Annotated in this window: 20 protein-coding genes and 1 tRNA gene; 11 read left to right on the top strand and 10 right to left on the bottom strand. The window is 54.4% G+C overall.

Translation table 11 applies throughout. The annotated features are described in order from the left end of the window. The first annotated feature begins 3 nt into the window (after positions 1 to 3). Both argJ and AB8615_RS12365 read left to right on the top strand, forming a co-directional pair. The gene (gene argJ, locus AB8615_RS12370; protein ID WP_409432875.1) at positions 4 to 1245 is read left to right on the top strand and encodes a bifunctional glutamate N-acetyltransferase/amino-acid acetyltransferase ArgJ; all 1242 of its coding nucleotides are present in this window, start codon (positions 4 to 6) and stop codon (positions 1243 to 1245) included. Beyond that, a complete protein-coding gene (locus AB8615_RS12365) occupies positions 1226 to 1669 on the top strand; it encodes a (deoxy)nucleoside triphosphate pyrophosphohydrolase (protein WP_409432874.1) in 444 nt (147 codons plus the stop codon). The genes argJ and AB8615_RS12365 overlap by 20 nt, the downstream gene beginning before the upstream one ends. A gap of 15 nt (positions 1670 to 1684) precedes the next feature. Here AB8615_RS12365 and AB8615_RS12360 read toward each other — a convergent pair whose 3' ends face one another. Further along, positions 1685 to 2527, bottom strand: coding sequence for a hypothetical protein (locus tag AB8615_RS12360; protein ID WP_409432873.1), 843 nt, complete (start codon positions 2525 to 2527; stop codon positions 1685 to 1687). 242 nt (positions 2528 to 2769) lie between these two features. On the opposite strand from AB8615_RS12360, the gene AB8615_RS12355 reads away from it, so the two are divergent. The 3 genes from AB8615_RS12355 to AB8615_RS12345 are packed head-to-tail and all read left to right on the top strand — an operon-like array spanning position 2770 to position 7184. After that, the gene (locus AB8615_RS12355) at positions 2770 to 3162 is read left to right on the top strand and encodes a hypothetical protein (RefSeq protein WP_418152457.1); all 393 of its coding nucleotides are present in this window, start codon (positions 2770 to 2772) and stop codon (positions 3160 to 3162) included. Continuing rightward, a complete protein-coding gene (locus AB8615_RS12350) occupies positions 3163 to 4077 on the top strand; it encodes an efflux RND transporter periplasmic adaptor subunit (RefSeq protein ID WP_418153109.1) in 915 nt (304 codons plus the stop codon). Beyond that, positions 4077 to 7184: an efflux RND transporter permease subunit gene (locus AB8615_RS12345; RefSeq protein WP_418152456.1), complete on the top strand. Its 3108-nt coding sequence runs from the start codon at positions 4077 to 4079 to the stop codon at positions 7182 to 7184. The genes AB8615_RS12350 and AB8615_RS12345 overlap by 1 nt, the downstream gene beginning before the upstream one ends. A gap of 14 nt (positions 7185 to 7198) precedes the next feature. Here AB8615_RS12345 and AB8615_RS12340 read toward each other — a convergent pair. Continuing rightward, positions 7199 to 7285, bottom strand: a tRNA-Leu gene (locus AB8615_RS12340). Between the two features lie 81 nt (positions 7286 to 7366). After that, complete coding sequence (locus AB8615_RS12335) at positions 7367 to 8212, bottom strand: SAM-dependent methyltransferase (RefSeq protein WP_409432870.1); 846 nt, start codon at positions 8210 to 8212, stop codon at positions 7367 to 7369. Positions 8213 to 8221: 9 nt separating this feature from the next. Here AB8615_RS12335 and AB8615_RS12330 point away from each other — a divergent pair, with 9 nt between their 5' ends. From AB8615_RS12330 to AB8615_RS12310, 5 genes are read left to right on the top strand one after another with little or no spacing between them, the layout of a single operon-like run. Next, on the top strand, positions 8222 to 8989 hold the full coding sequence (locus AB8615_RS12330; protein ID WP_409432869.1) for a ComF family protein: 768 nt from the start codon (positions 8222 to 8224) through the stop codon (positions 8987 to 8989). Positions 8990 to 9006: 17 nt separating this feature from the next. After that, complete coding sequence (grxC, locus tag AB8615_RS12325; RefSeq protein ID WP_409432868.1) at positions 9007 to 9258, top strand: glutaredoxin 3; 252 nt, start codon at positions 9007 to 9009, stop codon at positions 9256 to 9258. A 3-nt stretch (positions 9259 to 9261) separates the two neighbouring features. Next, positions 9262 to 10056 carry a carbon-nitrogen hydrolase family protein gene (locus tag AB8615_RS12320; protein WP_409432867.1) on the top strand — a complete coding sequence of 265 codons (795 nt, stop codon included), beginning with the start codon at positions 9262 to 9264 and terminating at the stop codon, positions 10054 to 10056. A 4-nt stretch (positions 10057 to 10060) separates the two neighbouring features. Continuing rightward, positions 10061 to 10495, top strand: a complete 435-nt coding sequence (locus AB8615_RS12315; protein WP_409432866.1) for a DUF1178 family protein — start codon at positions 10061 to 10063, stop codon at positions 10493 to 10495. A 2-nt stretch (positions 10496 to 10497) separates the two neighbouring features. Continuing rightward, entirely contained in the window at positions 10498 to 11514 is a 1017-nt protein-coding gene (locus AB8615_RS12310) for an NAD(P)H-dependent glycerol-3-phosphate dehydrogenase (RefSeq protein ID WP_409432865.1), read from the top strand. On the opposite strand, the gene AB8615_RS12305 is transcribed toward AB8615_RS12310, so the two are convergent. Further along, positions 11511 to 12194 carry a ParB/RepB/Spo0J family partition protein gene (locus AB8615_RS12305; RefSeq protein WP_409432864.1) on the bottom strand — a complete coding sequence of 228 codons (684 nt, stop codon included), beginning with the start codon at positions 12192 to 12194 and terminating at the stop codon, positions 11511 to 11513. The two genes, AB8615_RS12310 and AB8615_RS12305, sit on opposite strands and share 4 nt — an antisense overlap. A 253-nt stretch (positions 12195 to 12447) precedes the next feature. Then, positions 12448 to 13230 (bottom strand): bifunctional 2-polyprenyl-6-hydroxyphenol methylase/3-demethylubiquinol 3-O-methyltransferase UbiG, encoded by a 783-nt coding sequence (ubiG, locus tag AB8615_RS12300; protein ID WP_409432863.1) that lies wholly within the window; start codon positions 13228 to 13230, stop codon positions 12448 to 12450. A gap of 174 nt (positions 13231 to 13404) precedes the next feature. Here ubiG and AB8615_RS12295 point away from each other — a divergent pair, with 174 nt between their 5' ends. Then, a complete protein-coding gene (locus tag AB8615_RS12295) occupies positions 13405 to 14670 on the top strand; it encodes an aspartate kinase (protein WP_409432862.1) in 1266 nt (421 codons plus the stop codon). Here AB8615_RS12295 and AB8615_RS12290 read toward each other — a convergent pair whose 3' ends face one another. The 5 genes from AB8615_RS12290 to AB8615_RS12270 are packed head-to-tail and all read right to left on the bottom strand — an operon-like array spanning position 14671 to position 16655. Further along, on the bottom strand, positions 14671 to 15507 hold the full coding sequence (locus AB8615_RS12290) for a MipA/OmpV family protein (protein ID WP_409432861.1): 837 nt from the start codon (positions 15505 to 15507) through the stop codon (positions 14671 to 14673). Next, positions 15498 to 15881: a CIA30 family protein gene (locus AB8615_RS12285; protein WP_418152455.1), complete on the bottom strand. Its 384-nt coding sequence runs from the start codon at positions 15879 to 15881 to the stop codon at positions 15498 to 15500. Before AB8615_RS12285 ends, AB8615_RS12290 begins: the two co-directional genes overlap by 10 nt. Next, positions 15863 to 16117 carry a hypothetical protein gene (locus tag AB8615_RS12280; RefSeq protein WP_418152454.1) on the bottom strand — a complete coding sequence of 85 codons (255 nt, stop codon included), beginning with the start codon at positions 16115 to 16117 and terminating at the stop codon, positions 15863 to 15865. Before AB8615_RS12280 ends, AB8615_RS12285 begins: the two co-directional genes overlap by 19 nt. Positions 16118 to 16165: 48 nt before the next feature. Next, on the bottom strand, positions 16166 to 16336 hold the full coding sequence (locus tag AB8615_RS12275; RefSeq protein ID WP_418152453.1) for a hypothetical protein: 171 nt from the start codon (positions 16334 to 16336) through the stop codon (positions 16166 to 16168). Then, the gene (locus AB8615_RS12270) at positions 16320 to 16655 is read right to left on the bottom strand and encodes a hypothetical protein (RefSeq protein WP_418152452.1); all 336 of its coding nucleotides are present in this window, start codon (positions 16653 to 16655) and stop codon (positions 16320 to 16322) included. Before AB8615_RS12270 ends, AB8615_RS12275 begins: the two co-directional genes overlap by 17 nt. Position 16656: the final 1 nt, after the last annotated feature.

The following is a 16656-nucleotide window of genomic DNA, read 5'->3' as shown; positions in this document are numbered from 1 at the left end:
CCTATGGCCCAATATAAATTATCGCCTTTCGCGCCCAAACATTTTCCAACGCTGCCGCCGATCAAAGGCTTCACTATGTCCACGGCCGAAGCTGGCGTGAAATATAAAAACCGCACCGACCTCTGGGTCATGGTGGCCGCGCTAGGCACGCAGGTTGCGGGTGTTTTCACGCAGAACCTCTGCCCCGGTGCACCTGTTGATTGGTCGCGCAAAGCACTGGACTATACCACAAACGGCCCCCGCGTGGTCGTCGTCAATTCTGGGACAGCCAATGTGTTTGGCGGACAGAAAAGCCGCGATGCTGTGATCGAGACTGCGCAAGGTGTGGCGGATATTTTCCAAGCGGATCAAGACGGCGTCTTCCTTGCCAGCACAGGCGTCATCGGGGAACCGCTCGACGCCTCCAAAGTTCTTGCGAAATTTCCTGAAATGGAAGCAGATTTGGACGCTGACGGCTGGGAAGCGGCTGCCAAAGCGATCATGACAACAGACACCCACCCCAAAGGCGCAACCGCGACCTGCCTCATTGACGGCGTATATGTGACCATTAACGGCATCGCCAAGGGTAGCGGCATGATCGCGCCCGACATGGCGACTATGCTGTCATTCGTGGCGACTGACGCCGCAATTTCGCAGCCAGTTCTGCAAGCCCTTCTCTCTGACCTGACACAGACAAGCTTCAACGCGATCACTGTCGATAGCGACACGTCGACGTCTGACACACTGCTATTGCTTGCGAGCGGGACGGCCAAACATTCAGAAATTTCTAGCCTGGATGACCCTCGGCTGCCCGCGTTCAAAGATGCGCTTCATACCGTGCTTTTCGATCTGGCCATGCAAGTGATCAAAGACGGGGAAGGCATTTCCAAATTTGTGACCATTACAGTGACAGGGGCGGTGAGTGACGCGAGCGCGAAAAAAATCGGCATGTCTGTCGCCAATTCTCCGCTCGTAAAAACAGCGATAGCGGGCGAAGACGCGAATTGGGGCCGCATCATTATGGCGGTCGGAAAGGCGGGCGAGCCTGCTGACCGCGACAAGCTTTCTATCTCGCTCGGCCCGCATTTACTGGCAGAGAATGGCCAGCGCTTACCTGATTACACAGAGCTAGACGGCGCGGAATATATGAAGCGTGACGCGATCGATATTCATATCGATATGGGTCTCGAAGACGGCCAAGCAACTGTCTATACTTGCGACCTCACGCATAGTTATATTGATATTAATGCCGACTACCGCAGCTGATAAACCCCTACTCCTCGTCGCGGCGTGTGCGTTGATCGACGTCGACGGCCGTGTGCTGATGTGCCAGCGGCCCGAGGGTAAAGACCATGCGGGGCTGTGGGAATTTCCAGGCGGCAAGGTCGAGGCGAATGAAACTCCCGAACGCGCGCTAACGCGCGAGTTATTTGAAGAGTTAGGCGTTGAGCCGTGCGAACGCTGCGTGCAGCCCTTCTCTTTCACGAGTCATGCTTACGCAGACTTCCACCTTTTCATGCCGCTTTATTTATGTCGGCAATGGGACGGGTTTGCCCGCCCCAAAGAAGGCCAATTAATTAAATGGGTCTGGCCCGATAAAATCGTGGACCTGCCGCTTGTGCCCGCCGATATAGAGCTAGCGCGAGAATTAAAAGATCGCTTGCCCCGCGGACGGCGCTTCGCGACCTAATTTTTGAAGCGGGCGCTACTCTGCTGGCGCAAACCCGCACTGCTTTTGCTCCATCGCAATTTGCTTCGTCAGGCGCACGGCGTTCTGGGCATAGGCCTCTGTGACAGAGCCGCTATTCACCGTTTTACCGCGCAACGTGCTAACCTCTGGGCACAGATGAAAGACAAGCTTTGAAGCGGATTTCTCCGCGCCGTCTTTGGGTGCAATCCAATAGACAACGTCGCGCCCATTGGGGTTGTTCGCGTCCCGCGTCGCTTCTGCCACAGCTTCGGAGTCCTTCGCGATCTCTTGCGCTTGCGCCGCAACTTCGGGGGAGCAAGCCGTGGTCGGCTCATTCGCTTTTATCTGCGCTGCGCAAGCATTCATGTCCTGCGTGTATTGCTCCGTCGAAGGCGGGCTGAAATCTATGCCGATAACGGTCGCAAGTGCGGCAAGCCCCACACCTACACCGCCGGCGATTTTCTTGTTCTTCGGGTCCATATCTTTGTCGAGGAAAATCATGGCCAATAGAGGCAAGAAGGCAATCACCGTGATGATCGCGCCGAGTTGGTTTTGCACGAAAAATTTAAACGGCTCCGCCTTCGTCGCAGGATCATGTTTATTCGCCCGCTTCCACATCAAGCTCCCCGCAATCGCAAAGATTGCGATCACGACCAGCAACCCAATCAGCAGCGCAAGGTTACCCTCATCGAATTTATTTTGAAGCAGCAAGATAATTCCCGCGACCTCTGCCCCAATGGCAACGATCCAAGACAGCGCGGCAAAAAGCCGTAGCTTCTTAGCCTTACCTTTTTGATCCTGCGTCGCTTCCCACGCTTTGGTCACGTCCACCGCATTGGTGTCTTTATTCTCAGTCATAACATTTCCCCTTTGAGAGGCGTCCGTCATAAAACGTGCCTCACCCTCATTACCGTGCCCCCGCACGATATTCGCGCAGTTTCGCTATCATGTCCGCACGGGAATAGGCAATGAGTTTTGCAGGCGGCGCTGCTATTCACACGTACCAAAAATTTGATAATCGATAATTTTTTATTGATTATCAATAATTATAAGGCTATACAGTCCTCATATGTCAGTGTGCCAACTGGCGGGAGACGAATATGACCTTATCACACAACACGGCCAGCGGCGTGGCTTCTGACACGCACCCCAATGTAGCTAACGCCCAAATAGCGGCGCCAAGACGGCTTTGGATATGGCGCTTTCTCATTTTCATTTTGCCCCTCCTCGTGATCGCAGGTGCGGTTGCGGCTTTTGTCGGCATGGGCGCGTTGAAGCCGACGCCCGAAGAAAAAGAAGACGTCATCAAAGCAATTCCCGTCCTGACCGCCCTCGCCGTACAGGAAGACGTCACCCTAAAAGTCAATATTCAAGGTGAGGTGCAGCCGCGCACAGAGATCAGCTTGGTGCCGCAGATCAACGGATTGATCACCTATATGTCGCCGAAATTTATCGAGGGTGGCCGCTTTAATAAGGGCGACCTTCTGGTATGAATTGAACCCACAGAGTTTGAGCTTCGTGTTACTCAAGCCCGCGCCAATGTTGCGCAAGCGGAGACTGTGGTCTCGCGCGAAAAATCAGAGTCTGCGATTGCCCGACAAGACTGGAACGAACTTGGCCGCGCTGGAGAGCCGACACCCCTGACGCTGCGCGAGCCACAAATGGCGGAAGCACAAGCGCAACTGGCCTCGGCCAAGGCGCAACTCGCCGAAGCGGAATTAACTCTCGCGCGCACATCTCTTTATGCGCCGTTCACAGGGCGCGTTGCGGTCAGGCATGTGGACCGAGGCGAATTTATCTCAGTCGGCACAAAGTTGGGTCAGATTTATGCGACAGATATGATGGATGTGCGCTTGCCCATGACCAATGAAGAGTTAAAGCGTGCGGGTATGAGCCTCGGCTTTGAAGCCAATCGAACGACCCCTGGCATCCCCGTGACGCTGTCGGCTGATGTCGCAGGCATTAGCAGCGAGTGGCAAGGGCGCATTGTGCGCACCGATAGTCGCTTTGATAGTCAGACGCGCGTTCTCTACGCCTATGCCGAGGTACAAGATCCTTTCGGGGCGGGCTCTAGCGAAGGGGTGCCACTGGCGCCGGGTATATTTGTGAACGCCGCGATTGAGGGGCAAAAGCTGGCCAATTCGCTCGTTATTCCCCGCGCGGCCCTGCGCGGAAATGATACCGTTTACGTTGCGGATAACGAAACGCTGCAGATCAAGACCGTCACTGTTGTGTCATCAGATCGCGATCACGCAATTTTGAGCGGTGGTCTGAACATAGGTGACCAAGTCATCACCTCCCCGATCAGAGGCGTCGCCGACGGCATGAAAATCGCTGTTGTCACGGCCAGCGCGATTGAGACGGAAACGTCCGCTGCCGCCTCGATATCAGCGAAGGGAGACGAATAATGGACCGTATTATTAAATGGTGGGCCAGCAATCCTGTCGCCGCCAATCTGCTTATGCTGATATGCTTCATCGGTGGGATCGTCAGCTATAACACGATTGAGCGCGAACTTGATCCCTATGTCGAATTTCCTGGCGCTTGGACGTATGTCGCATGGCCCGGTGCCTCGCCCCAAGATGTCGAGGAACAGATTATCGTCAGGATGGAAGAAGCGCTATCCGAAGTCGAAGGCGTCAACCGCATGTGGGCCTTTGCGGGCGAAGGCGGCGGATCAGTGACTGTTGTTGGCAAGAACGGCGTGGACGAAGCCAAATTGATGGCCGATGTCAAACGACAGGTCGACTCGATCAATGCATTCCCGCCAGCGGCAGAAGAACCGCAGATTAATATCTTCCGTAATCGAAATGAAATCATCCGCCTCGCCGTGTCTGGCGACGAGACTGTGTCCGAGCGTGACTTAAAGCGGTTCGCAGAGAAAACGCGGCGCGAGATCGGGCTGCTCGGTTATATCCCTGCCGTCGAATTATTTGGTGTGCGCAATGAGGAAGTGTCGATCGAAGTCTCTGAGGACGCGTTGCGCCGATATGGCCTGACGCTGGACGAGGTTGCGCAGGCGGTGCGTGGCACATCCGTCAACGCGTCATCCGGCACGGTGCGCACGGATATTGGCAATGTGCAGCTTCGCACGCGCAATCAAGCTGATACGAAGGACGAGTTTGAAAACATCATCGTGAAGCAAGATGCAGGCGGCGCGACCATTCGCGTCAAAGATGTTGCTACAGTGATTGACGGGTTCGAGCAGGTCAATCTGCTGGCAACTGTCAACGGCAAACGCACAATCTTGGTTCAAGTGCAGAGCGGGCTCAAGATGGATATTATTAAAGCGTCTGAGAACGTGAAAGCCTATCTCAAAACGGCTGAGGAAAGCTTGCCAGAGGGCATCTCTATCACGACTTGGGAAGACGCGGCAGAGAGTTATGAAGGACGTATTTCCTCAATCACGCAAAACTTTCTCACGGGTCTGCTTTTGGTCTGCTTGACGCTCATGTTGTTTTTGCGCCCCATCATTGCGTTTTGGGTCTCGGTCGGGATTGCGACGGCGTTTGCAGGTGGACTGGCTCTGCTCCCGCTCTTTGATGTGTCATTCAATATGATCTCAACCTTCGCCTTCTTGCTGGTCATCGGTGTGATCGTCGATGACGCTATTATTGTCGGCGAAGCAATCCATTTTAAAACCGAAGACGGGGAAACTGGTCTGGACGCCGCCGTGAACGGCACGGCTATGGTCGTGAAGCCCGTCATTTTTGCTGTGCTGACGACAATGATTTTCTTTGCGCCTTGGATGTATTTATCTGGCGGCACCAGCGAATTTACGCGGGCTATATCGTTGGTCGTGATTTTGGCGCTGTTCTTCTCATTAGTAGAATCCTTGCTGATACTGCCCGCCCATTTGGCGCACCTGAAACCTGTCAACCCGCAGAGCCGTATCATGCGGTTCCAAGCGAAACTGTCTGACAGCCTGTTATGGGTGGCGAATACGCTCTATCGACCGCTTATCACGAAAGCGCTCAAGCGGCGTTACCTCACTGCGTCCCTCTTTGTGGCGCTGATGATTTTGACGATTGGAGCCGTATCCAACGGACTTGTGAAATCGTCATTCTTTCCAGAGGGCGAAAGTGATCAAATTGAAATTTCTGTCGAGCTGCCAGAGGGCACGCCCTATACGCGCACGCTCGAAGTTTTGGCGCAATTACAGCACGCCGAAGAAGCGCTGTCTGAAGAGATTAAAGCACAAGACGGTGATTTGATCGAGAATTGGTATACCCGCTCCCGCGATGATAATGTATTGGCCTTGGTCAAATTGGTCCCGCCAGAAACACGCACGCTCTCCGCCAAAGCAACAGCTGAACGCCTAAGGGAATTAATTGGAGAGATTCCAGACGCGGAAAATATCACGGTCAACTACAAAGACAATAATGACGGCCCGCCTATTGAATATGTCCTCAACGCCAAATCTTTCGATGATTTGGAAGCGGCAGCGGACGATTTGATGACCCGCCTACGCAGCTATGAAGGTGTATTTAATGTAGTCAATGATATGGATAGCGCGTCAGAGGAGGTGCAGTTTGATCTCAAGCCTGGAGCCGAAAGCCTCGGCGTGACAGCCGCAGATGTCGCCCGCCAAGTGCGGCAGGGTTTCTTCGGCGAGGAGGTGCAACGTCTCCCCCGTGACGGCGAAGATGTCCGCGTCTATGTCCGTTATCCACGCGCAGACCGAGAATCGCTCGACTTCCTACGGTCCATCCGTATCCGCACAGCGGACGGGCGGGAGCTTCCGCTCGATACAGTGGCAACTCTGCGGTTCGAGAAAGGCACCAACCAAATTCTGCGCCGCGAACGGCAACGCGCTATCATTGTCAGCGCCGAAGTTGTCACCGAACGGATTGAGGAAATCCGCAAGGAATTAAATGAGGGCTTCTTTGACGAGTTTGATAAACTACATCCCAATGTCACACGCGGCAATATTGGTCGCGCTCAAGGCGAAGCAGAGTTTCAGCAAGAGTTAATGCTGTTCTTTATGATCGCGATTGGGGTCGCTTATTTCTTGGTCGCCGTCTCGTTTAAGTCCTATTTCGAGCCAATCCTTATCTTGCTCGCAGCGATTCCATTTTGCTATTGCGGCATGATCATCGGGCACATGACAATGGGGGCGACCATGTCCTTGCTCTCTATCCTCGGCATGTTTGCAGCGGCAGGTGTGGCGGTCAATGACAACCTCGTCTTGCTGGATTACGTCCACCGTTTACGCGCAAGAGGCATGGACGGCGCGGAGGCTTTGGTCGAGGCTGGCACGCGGCGGTTTCGCCCAATCCTCCTAACCTCGCTGACGACCTTTGTCGGGCTGCTGCCGCTCCTGATGGAGAAATCTCTACAGGCGCAATGGCTTATCCCTATCGGGATTAGTCTGGCCTTTGGTGTCCTGTTCGCCCTCTTCGTCACCCTCTTCTTCGTTCCTGCTCTTTACGGCATTGGCGCAGACATCGGACGCGGCATGCGCTACCTCATTAAGGGTCAAGTGCAGCCAAAGTTCTCAGCGCAACTTGCATAAATAAAATGGGAAAATGGTGCCCAGAAGAGGACTCGAACCTCCACGTCCATACGGACACTAGCACCTGAAGCTAGCGCGTCTACCAATTCCGCCATCTGGGCACGTCATTGGAAGCGGCGATGTAGGCTGATCAGCGGGAGGCGTCAATATCAAATCTGGCGGGGGACAGTCGATCTGTGCGGCTACAACTTGGTCTCGCGCGTGTTGAGGGCGTCTGCCAAACGCATTTTCGCCGAACCAGGTTTGAGCGGCTTTTGCTGGCTTTCATGGGGCTTCCACCCTGTCAGCCAGAGGATCTCAAAACTTGCGGGCAGCTTGCCTTCTTCGGCAAACATCTCGGCATAGTTTTGCGTCAGCGCCGTCAGGTAATCTCGTCCTACAAAATTTGCGCTGCGGCTTTGCAACGTGTTCGTTTCGCCAATGTCTCGGAGGTCATTGATAAGGCGCGACAGGCCAGAATAGCGCACAGTGAAACGGTCCATGTCCACCACGGGGAGATTGAGCCCTGCCCGCGTCAGCAGCGGCGCAGCTTGGCTATGCGTGATCATGGGATAGACTCGCGCGGTCAGCCCACCGAGCAATTCATCATCTGTTTTATAGAGCGTTTGGCGGAGTTCTGTCAGCGTGTCCCCACCAAAAATCGCGGTGATCATGAGGCCGTTGGGGCGTAGCTTAGTCGCCATTTGCGTCATCAGCCCTGGCAGATCATTCTCACTTTGCAGGGCCAGAAGCGAGATAATCGCATCGCATTCGGGCGCGTCAGACATCGTCTTGGCGTAATGGATATGGTCGGGTTTTTTGTCCGCGGGGATCATCGCGGCTAAAGCCTCAGACACGTCAAATGGGCCGATGATCACCATTGTCTCAAATCGCTGCGTCACGTCTTGGAGGCGCTCTGCCACATCCTCGATACAGCGCGTAAGGAAGAACGACAGGCCAGACTGGGCCATTCGCCGCCTTGCCCGCGCGCGACGCATATGACGTAAAGTATCATCAAAGATTTGCGGAATAGCGGTTGGGTCTGCCATAGGGAAGATATGGTCTTTCCACGCGCAAAAGAAAACCCCCTGATCAAAGCGGCCAGCCGCGGCTTATCGCGCGCCTTGGACACTGTCTTGCCAGCGCAGACTTTGCTCAGCCTTGATCCCGAGGACGAGACAGCGCCGCTCTGGCAGGCCGTCAAATTCTTGGATGAACCCTGCTGCGACGCATGTGGGTTTCCATTTGATTATGCGGCGCAAGCTATGAGTTTGTGTCTGCGCTGCGCGGCCTACCCCCCAACTTATGATCGCGCGAGGTCAGCTATGGCCTATGACGATGCCTCGCGGCAATTAATTCTCAGCTTCAAACATGGCGGGCGGACGAATGGCCTCGGCTTGTTCACTACACAGATGTCACGCGCGGGGCGGACATTGTTGGCAGAGGCGGACATCATTGTCCCTGTGCCGCTGCATACAACGCGTCTACGGCGGCGGCGCTATAATCAGTCTGCCATTCTCGGCCGCAGCCTTGCGCAGATGCGGGGGCTGACATTTGATCCCGATAGCTTGCTGCGAAAGCGGGCAACAGATACCCAAGGCGGAAAGTCAGCCATGGGACGGCGGCGCAATGTCAAAGGCGCGTTTCATGTGCCAGATGCGCGGCGAAACTATATCGCAAGCAAACGCATTGTTCTGATTGATGATGTGATGACGACAGGGGCAACACTGGAAGCTTGCGCCAAAACGCTCAAGCGCGCGGGGGCAGCGCATGTCGATGGTCTGTGCCTGGCGCGGGTTGTGCGCGCCGCAAATCTGCCTACATAGAAGCAAAGGAGCTTTTTATGGCCAAAATCGAAATATATACCAAGGCAATGTGTCCCTTCTGCACGCGAGCCAAGGGCTTGCTGACATCCAAAGGCGCGTCTTTCATTGAAATTCCTGCCTATATGGACCCCGCCAAGCGTCGCGAAATGAATGACCGATCCGGGCGCAATACGTTTCCGCAGATTTTTATTGATGGCAAACATATTGGCGGCTGCGATGATCTATTCGCGCTGGACGCCAAGGGCGGCTTGGACCCATTGCTGACATAGCCCATGAAAATTGCGCTCATACAAATGCGGTCTGGCACAGAGATAGCTGCGAATATTCTCGCGGCCAGCAAAGCGATCACGCAGGCAGCCAAGGCGGGCGCGCGTTTTATCGCGACGCCAGAGATGACGCATTTGCTGGAGAAAGACCCAAAGGCCCTGCGCGCCAAAGTCCGCCCCCAAGATCAAGACCTTGGCGTCAAAGCCTTTTCGACCTTGGCGGCTGATCTAGGTGTGACGCTGCTCATTGGTTCATTGGCTATCAAACGCCCCGACGGACAAATCGCTAATCGGAGTTTTGTCTTTGGTCCGGATGGTTTGGTCGCAGCGCGTTATGACAAAATTCATTTATTTGAAGCCGCGATTTCAACGCGTGAAACTTACCGCGAAGCGGACACATATACAGCAGGGGATACAGCCATTATTGCGCCAGTGGGCGAATTGAACCTCGGTTTGTCGATCTGTTATGATGTGCGCTTTGCTGACCTCTACCGCGGTTACGCTCAGGCCGAGGTCGATATGATCTCTGTGCCAGCGGCGTTTACGACGGCGACAGGTAAAGCCCATTGGGAAACTTTGCTGCGCGCGCGGGCCATTGAAACAGGCGCTTATATTCTGGCCCCCGCCCAAGGCGGCAAGCATGAAGATGGTCGGCAAACCTGGGGACGATCCATGGTCGTTGATCCGTGGGGCAAAGTGATTGCAAAGCTTGATCACAACAAGCCCGACATTTTATTTGCCGACATTCATCCGAAAAAAGTCGCGTCGGCTCGCGCCATGATCCCCGCTTGGCGGAGTTAGGCGCGTGATCCGTTATGACCTCATCTGCAAGCATGACCACGCCTTTGAAGGCTGGTTTAGCAGCAGCTCTGATTATGATGACCAACGAGCCAAGCGCCTCATCCAATGTCCGATTTGTAGTTCCGCAAAAATCGAGAAGGCGATCATGGCGCCTAATGTGGCGACGTCTCGCAAAAAAGACGCAACCGCGCAAAAGCAACTCGCGATGATGAATGAATTCGCAGCGAAAATTCGCGAAGAAATTTCGACTAAGTGCGATGATGTGGGTGATAAATTTGCAGATGAAGCCCGCGCTATCCATTACGGCGAAAAACCGGAGCGCGGCATTTACGGGCAAGCCACGAAACGCGAGGCAGAGGCTCTGCACGAAGAAGGTATTGCGGCCCTCCCCTTGCCTGATATGCTTGCGCCTACACCAGCCAAAAAGAAGTTGAATTAAATATGACGGACGCAACACGCGATAAAAAACATGTGATTGTCTTGGGCGGCGGCGCTTGGGGCACAGCGCTCGCTAACCTCATGGCGGGGCATGGTCATGACACAACAATATGGTGCCGAGAAGATAGCTGCGCCCATGACATAAATGAGCATCATGAAAACAAAGATTTCCTGCCTAGGATTGCTCTGAATAAAAATCTAAAAGCCACATCCGACACACCCGATTTTGTGCAAGCTGATCTTGCCCTCGTCGTCGTGCCAGCGCAATTCACCCGCGCGACTTTGAGCGACTTTGCCTCCGCTATTCCGCATGGCCTGCCTCTCGTCTTGTGCTCCAAAGGCATTGAGCAGGAGAGCCTGTCCTTCATGGCGGAAGTCGTCAAAGCCACAGTTCCGCACGCTGTAGCTTACGTCCTGTCAGGGCCGAGCTTTGCCAAAGACGTGGCGATTGGCCTGCCCACAGCTGTGACACTGGCTGGCCCTAGCGTCTATCTGGCTGATCAAATCGCGCCGTTGATCGCGGGCGAGACTTTCCGACCCTACACGTCTGACGATATAATCGGCGCAGAAATTGGGGGCGCGGTTAAGAATGTGCTGGCGATTGCCTGCGGAATTGTCTTGGGTATGGAGTTGGGACAATCCGCGCACGCGGCCTTGATCGCGCGGGGATTTGCCGAGATGCGACGTCTAGGCGATGCCTTGGGCGCGAAGCCAGAAACACTGTCAGGGCTCTGTGGGTTGGGGGATTTGGTGCTGACCTGCTCCTCGACGCAATCCCGCAATATGAGTTGCGGCATGGCGCTGGGACAAGGTCAGTCAATGAAAGAGATTATGGCGTCACGCAATGCCGTGACAGAAGGCGTCGCAACAGCGCCCGCTTTGGCAAAAATGGCACAGAATCACAAAATTGATATGCCGATCTGTCAAGCCGTGGCCGATATTGTCGCGGGCGACATTGCGCCAGAAGACGCGGTAAAGCGCTTGCTCAATCGTCCGCTTAAAGTTGAGGGCGAAGCTTAGGCAGCGTGTTTCAATTCTAGCGGCGTCATAGCGACAACTGTCTGCTCCGCCACATCTTTGGACGCTGCCAAGATTTCACGATCCCCTGCGAAAGGGCCAAGTGCGTCAAATACGCGGTCTTGGGTCACATGATGCGGGGTCGCAGCATAAGCTTTCGCTTGCTCTAAGTTTAGATGCCCGTCAAAGAAATACCCTCGCAGGCGCGGGGAGAGGCGTGACAGTGTCAAGATTTGTGTTACGTTCTGACGGGTCAAATAAAGCTCCTTCGCAATCGCATCAGGGCTCGCCCCTGCTTTGAACGCTTCGACCACACCTTCATACAATTCCCGATTGGAGAGCAGCGCGGGTGCAGGGCTTTGGCGCTCCACCGTGTCGGCATATAGCACATAGGGTATACGGTTGAGGCTGCGTGGCAACTGCCCCGTAAATCGCAGGCGGCGGATCGCGGCGAGGCGCTTCTGCCCGTCAATGACGTAAAGCTTTCCAGCCCGCTCGACCACAACCAAAGGCGAGAGCAGTCCTAGCTTCGCAATCGAACGCTGCACGGCTTTGACGTCTTGCAACATCTGACCAAATAGGATTTTTGACCGGATCGCAGCGAACACCTCTATCGGCGCAGTTTTAATCGATGCGGCGGCCGTCGCAGCCGCGAATTGTGAGTGTTTATGTAGGTAGGACATGGGGGATGACCTCGCTTTCATTTATTCAACTATGAAGGCATAACCCCTACGGGACTCTGACGGTTCCATTAATTATCCACAATCGTGGTTAATAGGCGTTAACCTTCTATCCTCATATAAATAAACAGAAATTTGGCTAAATTAAGTCATGCACAGTGTTATACATGATTAATTCACAGGGTTAACGGAAGGTAAACTCATGCAATAACGCATACCCCCGTAAAACTTGGGCAAAAAGTTAAAACCGAGTTAATTAATTGCGCGCAGGCTTTTGCGCGACGGTTACATAATTAATCGACATATCGTCAGAGAATGTCCAATTCTGCGTGATGGGGTTCAGAGTCATGCCCGTTTGCTGCTCAATTTGTAGACCCGTGTCTTTCAGCCAGCGCGTGATTTCAATCGGTTTGACGAGCTTGGCGTATTGGTGTGTGCCCTTGGGCAGCCAGCGTAGGATATATTCCGCGCCCACGATCGCCAGCGCAAAGGCCTTGATCGTGCGGTTAATCGTCGAACAGAGCATCACCCCGCCTTCCCGTACCATCGCCGCACAGTCCGCCATGAACTCTGGCGGGTTGGCGACATGTTCAATCACTTCCATATTCAGCACGGCATCGTAAGGCGCTTCGCCCGATTTGACGAGTTGCTCAATCGTGCCGTGGCGATAATCGATCTCTAGACCCACTTGCTCGGCATGGGTCTTAGCTGTCTTGAGATTACGCTCCAGCGCATCCACACCCGTCACACTCGCGCCCAGCCGTGTCAGCGGCTCACACAATAAACCACCGCCGCAACCAATATCTAATACACGTAACCCTTTAAGCGGCTGAGGCGCATCGGGGTCACGGTGGAAATGCTCGCACAAAGCGTCCTTGATAAACCCTAACCGCGCACCGTTCATGACGTGCAGCGGCTTAAACATCCCCGTCGGATTCCACCAATCCTCCGCCATGCGCGAGAAGCTCGCCATTTCAGCGGGATCGACAGAGACGCTTTGGATGTGGTCTGGCGCGTCAGTGGTGTGGTCGTGTGGCATGGTCTGTTCCTATCGTCGTCGAGCCGCTCTTAGTCTTTACGCATGAGCGGAGCAATAGGACGGGTTGGCGCGGCGGTGGTTTGCCTGACCTAGATTCCAAACCTAAAACTCCGCTCTTGAAAAAAATCGCCACGCGCGTAAAAGCGCCGCTAATTTTACAAGAGGGCTTTATCAATGGCGCGTATCGTCATGAAATTCGGCGGAACGTCTGTGGCCAATCTGGACAGGATTCGTCATGTGGCGAGTTTGGTCGCAGAAGAAGCGAAGGATGGCAATGAAGTAGCTGTCGTTGTCTCCGCCATGAGCGGGGAAACCAACCGACTTGTCGCGCTGGTCGATGCGCTGGACGCGGACGCGGCGCCTGACGGTATTAAGAACGGCACAGAGATCGAAGACGAATACGATTCGATCGTGGCCACGGGTGAGCAAGTCACGTCGGGCCTTTTGTCGATTGCCCTGCGCCGTCGCGGTCTGAAAGCGCGAAGCTGGCTTGGCTGGCAAATTCCACTCCGCACAGATATGGCGCATAGCAAAGCCCGTATCGCCGAGATCGAAAGCTCTGCCATTGGGCCGTCTATGGAGGGTGGCAACATTGCTGTTGTTGCAGGCTTTCAAGGCGTGAACGATACGGGACGGATTTCGACGCTGGGCCGCGGCGGATCAGATACATCTGCTGTCGCATTGGCCGTGGCGTTGAAAGCGGATCGCTGTGATATTTATACTGATGTCGACGGGATCTATACGACCGACCCACGTATCGCCAAGGACGCCCGCCGCTTGGGCCGTATCGCCTTTGAAGAAATGCTGGAACTGGCGAGCCTGGGCGCGAAGGTCTTGCAGACCCGCTCCGTCGAGCTGGCGATGAATAATAATTTGCCGATCCGCGTGCTGACAAGCATGGCGGAAGTCGGCGAAGATAACCCCGGAACTCTAGTTTGCCACGAGGATGAAACCATGGAAGAACGCGTTGTTAGCGGCGTCGCCTATTCGCGCGATGAAGCCCAAATCACATTGCTGCGCTTGAAAGACAAGCCTGGCATGGTCGCCAAAGTTTGCCGCGCCCTCAGCGAGGCCAATGTCATTGTCGATATGATTGTGCAGGGGATTTCTCGTTCTGACAACGCCGCCAATCTGACCTTCACCGTTGGCAAGCGCGACTTGGATAAAGCGTTGAAAGCACTGGAAGCGGGGAAGGAAAGCATCGGCTTCCAAGGCATTAAATATGATGAAGACGTCACCAAAGTTTCCGTTGTCGGCATCGGCATGCGTAGCCATACAGGCGTTGCGCAAACCATGTTCGAAGCGCTGGCTGAGCGCGGCATCAATGTTGAAGTTATCGCCACGTCGGAGATCAAAATCTCTGTGTTGATTGATAGTGAATATACCGAACTTGCCGTGCGCGCACTGCACAATGCGTTCGGGCTTCATAAAGCTGCGTAATTAATTAAATCTATAAGACGCTATGACGCCGAGAAAAACTTGGTCGACGCTGCCGCGCTGTTGAACAAGGGGCGCGTCCGCAACGTCACCTGTTAAGCGGTTATATTGCGCAATGATATTGCCTGTCACCGTGCGGGTCATAGGGACGATCACATTGGTGGACACGCCGTAAGACGTTACCCCGCCAGACGCCTCGTAAACGCCCAAACCAGACGCCGCTGATTGCGTCTCTGTTACGCCGAAAAACGCATTGGTGTAGGTCGCGTCACCAAAGTTTAGGCTGGGGCCAAAGCTGTAGATTATCGGCGGGCCATTGCCTTGGACGCGGCCTTTATAACGTAGACCTAGCTCCCCCGTCAGGCCGTCATGGCCGCTAATGGCTTGACCCAATTTGGCGGATGCCGTGATCTTTCCAAAATCAAATTCCGCGTAACCGCCCAATGAAATAGAGGTGTCTATATCGCCCAAGCCGATCAAGTCAGTTGTGCGGTCACCCGACGCACGAAATGGGCCGCCGCCGTCTTCGTCGCGCCCAAATTCAACTTGTGCCAGCGGGCCTGCGCGGAAATTATCTGTCGCTATGACCGCGTAACCGATGCCCCCTTCGACAGACGCAAAGGCACGGTCACCTTTGGTCACACGAATGGACGGCACAAGCGATAGCGCGTAATCATCATCGCCCAGATAATTTGGCGATAGCAGCGCGCCGCCACCCACACTTACATTCCAGCCGTTAGGGTCAGGTCGCTCAAAACTATTGGGCGGACGCTCTTGCGCCGCAACCGAGACCGGCCACAGACACGCCAAAGCAAACGGCGCAAGACCCGCTAGCCGCATGACGCTATATCTTTCACATGCAGCTCAAACGGTCCGTCTTGACCATCTGCGATGATAATGCCGATCTCGCTGACCTCGGCTGGGGCGAAGCTCGCGCCGCGCACGGGACGTCCAAAAATTGACGCTTTGAGGTCATCAAAGTTGACAGTCACCACTGCCCATTCGCCTGGCGCGCTGGGCGGGATGACGCCTTGGAACGAGATATAACGCCCGCGTAAACGGGCCTGCGTTTTCATCGTGACTTTATATTCGCGCCCATCTGAACGCACATTGAGCGTAAGGCCTGTCGCCTCACGCAATAGTCCTGGCGTCACGTCGCGGCGCACAGACGAAAACCCGCCGCCATTTGTATTAATCACGCCATCAAAGACCATATGCCCCTGATCAAATTTCGCACCGCCAGAGGATTTCCCCCCATAACGCCGTCATTAACCGCATACCATTCTGATACGGCTTGCGAGGTTTCGAGGGGCATTTTCATAGCACAATCTTTCATTTGAGCGCAGGCCATCGTCGTAGATAAAGCCAGACAGGCCAGGCTCATCATAAGCGTCATTTTCACGTCATTACTCCCAGCCCACATCAGGTCAGTAAAAGTCTTTTGTGTCATTTATACGCGCTGTACGCGGAAACGGTTGTCGCGCGGCTGCGTTTGTTCCTACAGCATTAGCGCCAGATATCGACTGTCGAGGGGATTATCATAATAGCAAGGAATATCGACAAAGCCCGCCGCCTCGTAGATTTTATTGGCGTGAGTCAGGCCGTGGTCTGTGTCCAGATACATGTGAACATACCCCAGATCACGCGCAGCCTTAATCGCGACGTCCAATAAAGCCGCGCCCAGCCCCAAGCCCCGACTCCTCGGGTCGCGCATAGAGACGTTTTAGTTCGCAAATTTTGCCTGTCATATCATTGGGCAAGGGCTTGATAGCACAAGCCGCCAAAGGCTGCCCGTTCACTCTGGCCAGAAATAGATCGTCATAAATTTGCGGGAAATCTGCGAATTCTTTATCTGTGCCTTGGAAAGATAAATCTTGTCCCAAATAGCGTTCAACGAATTGCAGATATTCCAAGAACAGCGCTTTGACCGCCGCGACATCAGCGGGGTCTGTTGCCTGGCTAATCTGAATAATTGGGTGGTCTGCCATA

It is taken from the genome of Litorimonas sp. RW-G-Af-16, assembly GCF_048319245.1.
In the GTDB taxonomy this organism is placed as follows: Bacteria; Pseudomonadota; Alphaproteobacteria; order Caulobacterales; family Maricaulaceae; genus Litorimonas.
This window is presented reverse-complemented; position numbering and strand designations above follow the sequence as displayed.

Bases quoted from the DNA above. Each gene is read 5' to 3' on its own strand.
- AB8615_RS12310 (WP_409432865.1), top strand. From the start codon at position 10,498: ATGACGGACGCAACACGCGATAAAAAACATGTGATTGTCTTGGGCGGC.
- AB8615_RS12295 (WP_409432862.1), top strand. From the start codon at position 13,405: ATGGCGCGTATCGTCATGAAATTCGGCGGAACGTCTGTGGCCAATCTG.
- AB8615_RS12365 (WP_409432874.1), top strand. From the start codon at position 1,226: ATGCCGACTACCGCAGCTGATAAACCCCTACTCCTCGTCGCGGCGTGT.
- AB8615_RS12270 (WP_418152452.1), bottom strand. From the start codon at position 16,655: ATGGCAGACCACCCAATTATTCAGATTAGCCAGGCAACAGACCCCGCT.
- AB8615_RS12320 (WP_409432867.1), top strand. From the start codon at position 9,262: ATGAAAATTGCGCTCATACAAATGCGGTCTGGCACAGAGATAGCTGCG.
- AB8615_RS12290 (WP_409432861.1), bottom strand. From the start codon at position 15,507: ATGCGGCTAGCGGGTCTTGCGCCGTTTGCTTTGGCGTGTCTGTGGCCG.
- grxC (WP_409432868.1), top strand. From the start codon at position 9,007: ATGGCCAAAATCGAAATATATACCAAGGCAATGTGTCCCTTCTGCACG.
- AB8615_RS12355 (WP_418152457.1), top strand. From the start codon at position 2,770: ATGACCTTATCACACAACACGGCCAGCGGCGTGGCTTCTGACACGCAC.
- AB8615_RS12330 (WP_409432869.1), top strand. From the start codon at position 8,222: ATGGTCTTTCCACGCGCAAAAGAAAACCCCCTGATCAAAGCGGCCAGC.
- ubiG (WP_409432863.1), bottom strand. From the start codon at position 13,230: ATGCCACACGACCACACCACTGACGCGCCAGACCACATCCAAAGCGTC.
- AB8615_RS12360 (WP_409432873.1), bottom strand. From the start codon at position 2,527: ATGACTGAGAATAAAGACACCAATGCGGTGGACGTGACCAAAGCGTGG.
- AB8615_RS12335 (WP_409432870.1), bottom strand. From the start codon at position 8,212: ATGGCAGACCCAACCGCTATTCCGCAAATCTTTGATGATACTTTACGT.
- AB8615_RS12285 (WP_418152455.1), bottom strand. From the start codon at position 15,881: ATGGTCTTTGATGGCGTGATTAATACAAATGGCGGCGGGTTTTCGTCT.
- argJ (WP_409432875.1), top strand. From the start codon at position 4: ATGGCCCAATATAAATTATCGCCTTTCGCGCCCAAACATTTTCCAACG.
- AB8615_RS12345 (WP_418152456.1), top strand. From the start codon at position 4,077: ATGGACCGTATTATTAAATGGTGGGCCAGCAATCCTGTCGCCGCCAAT.
- AB8615_RS12280 (WP_418152454.1), bottom strand. From the start codon at position 16,117: ATGACACAAAAGACTTTTACTGACCTGATGTGGGCTGGGAGTAATGAC.
- AB8615_RS12305 (WP_409432864.1), bottom strand. From the start codon at position 12,194: ATGTCCTACCTACATAAACACTCACAATTCGCGGCTGCGACGGCCGCC.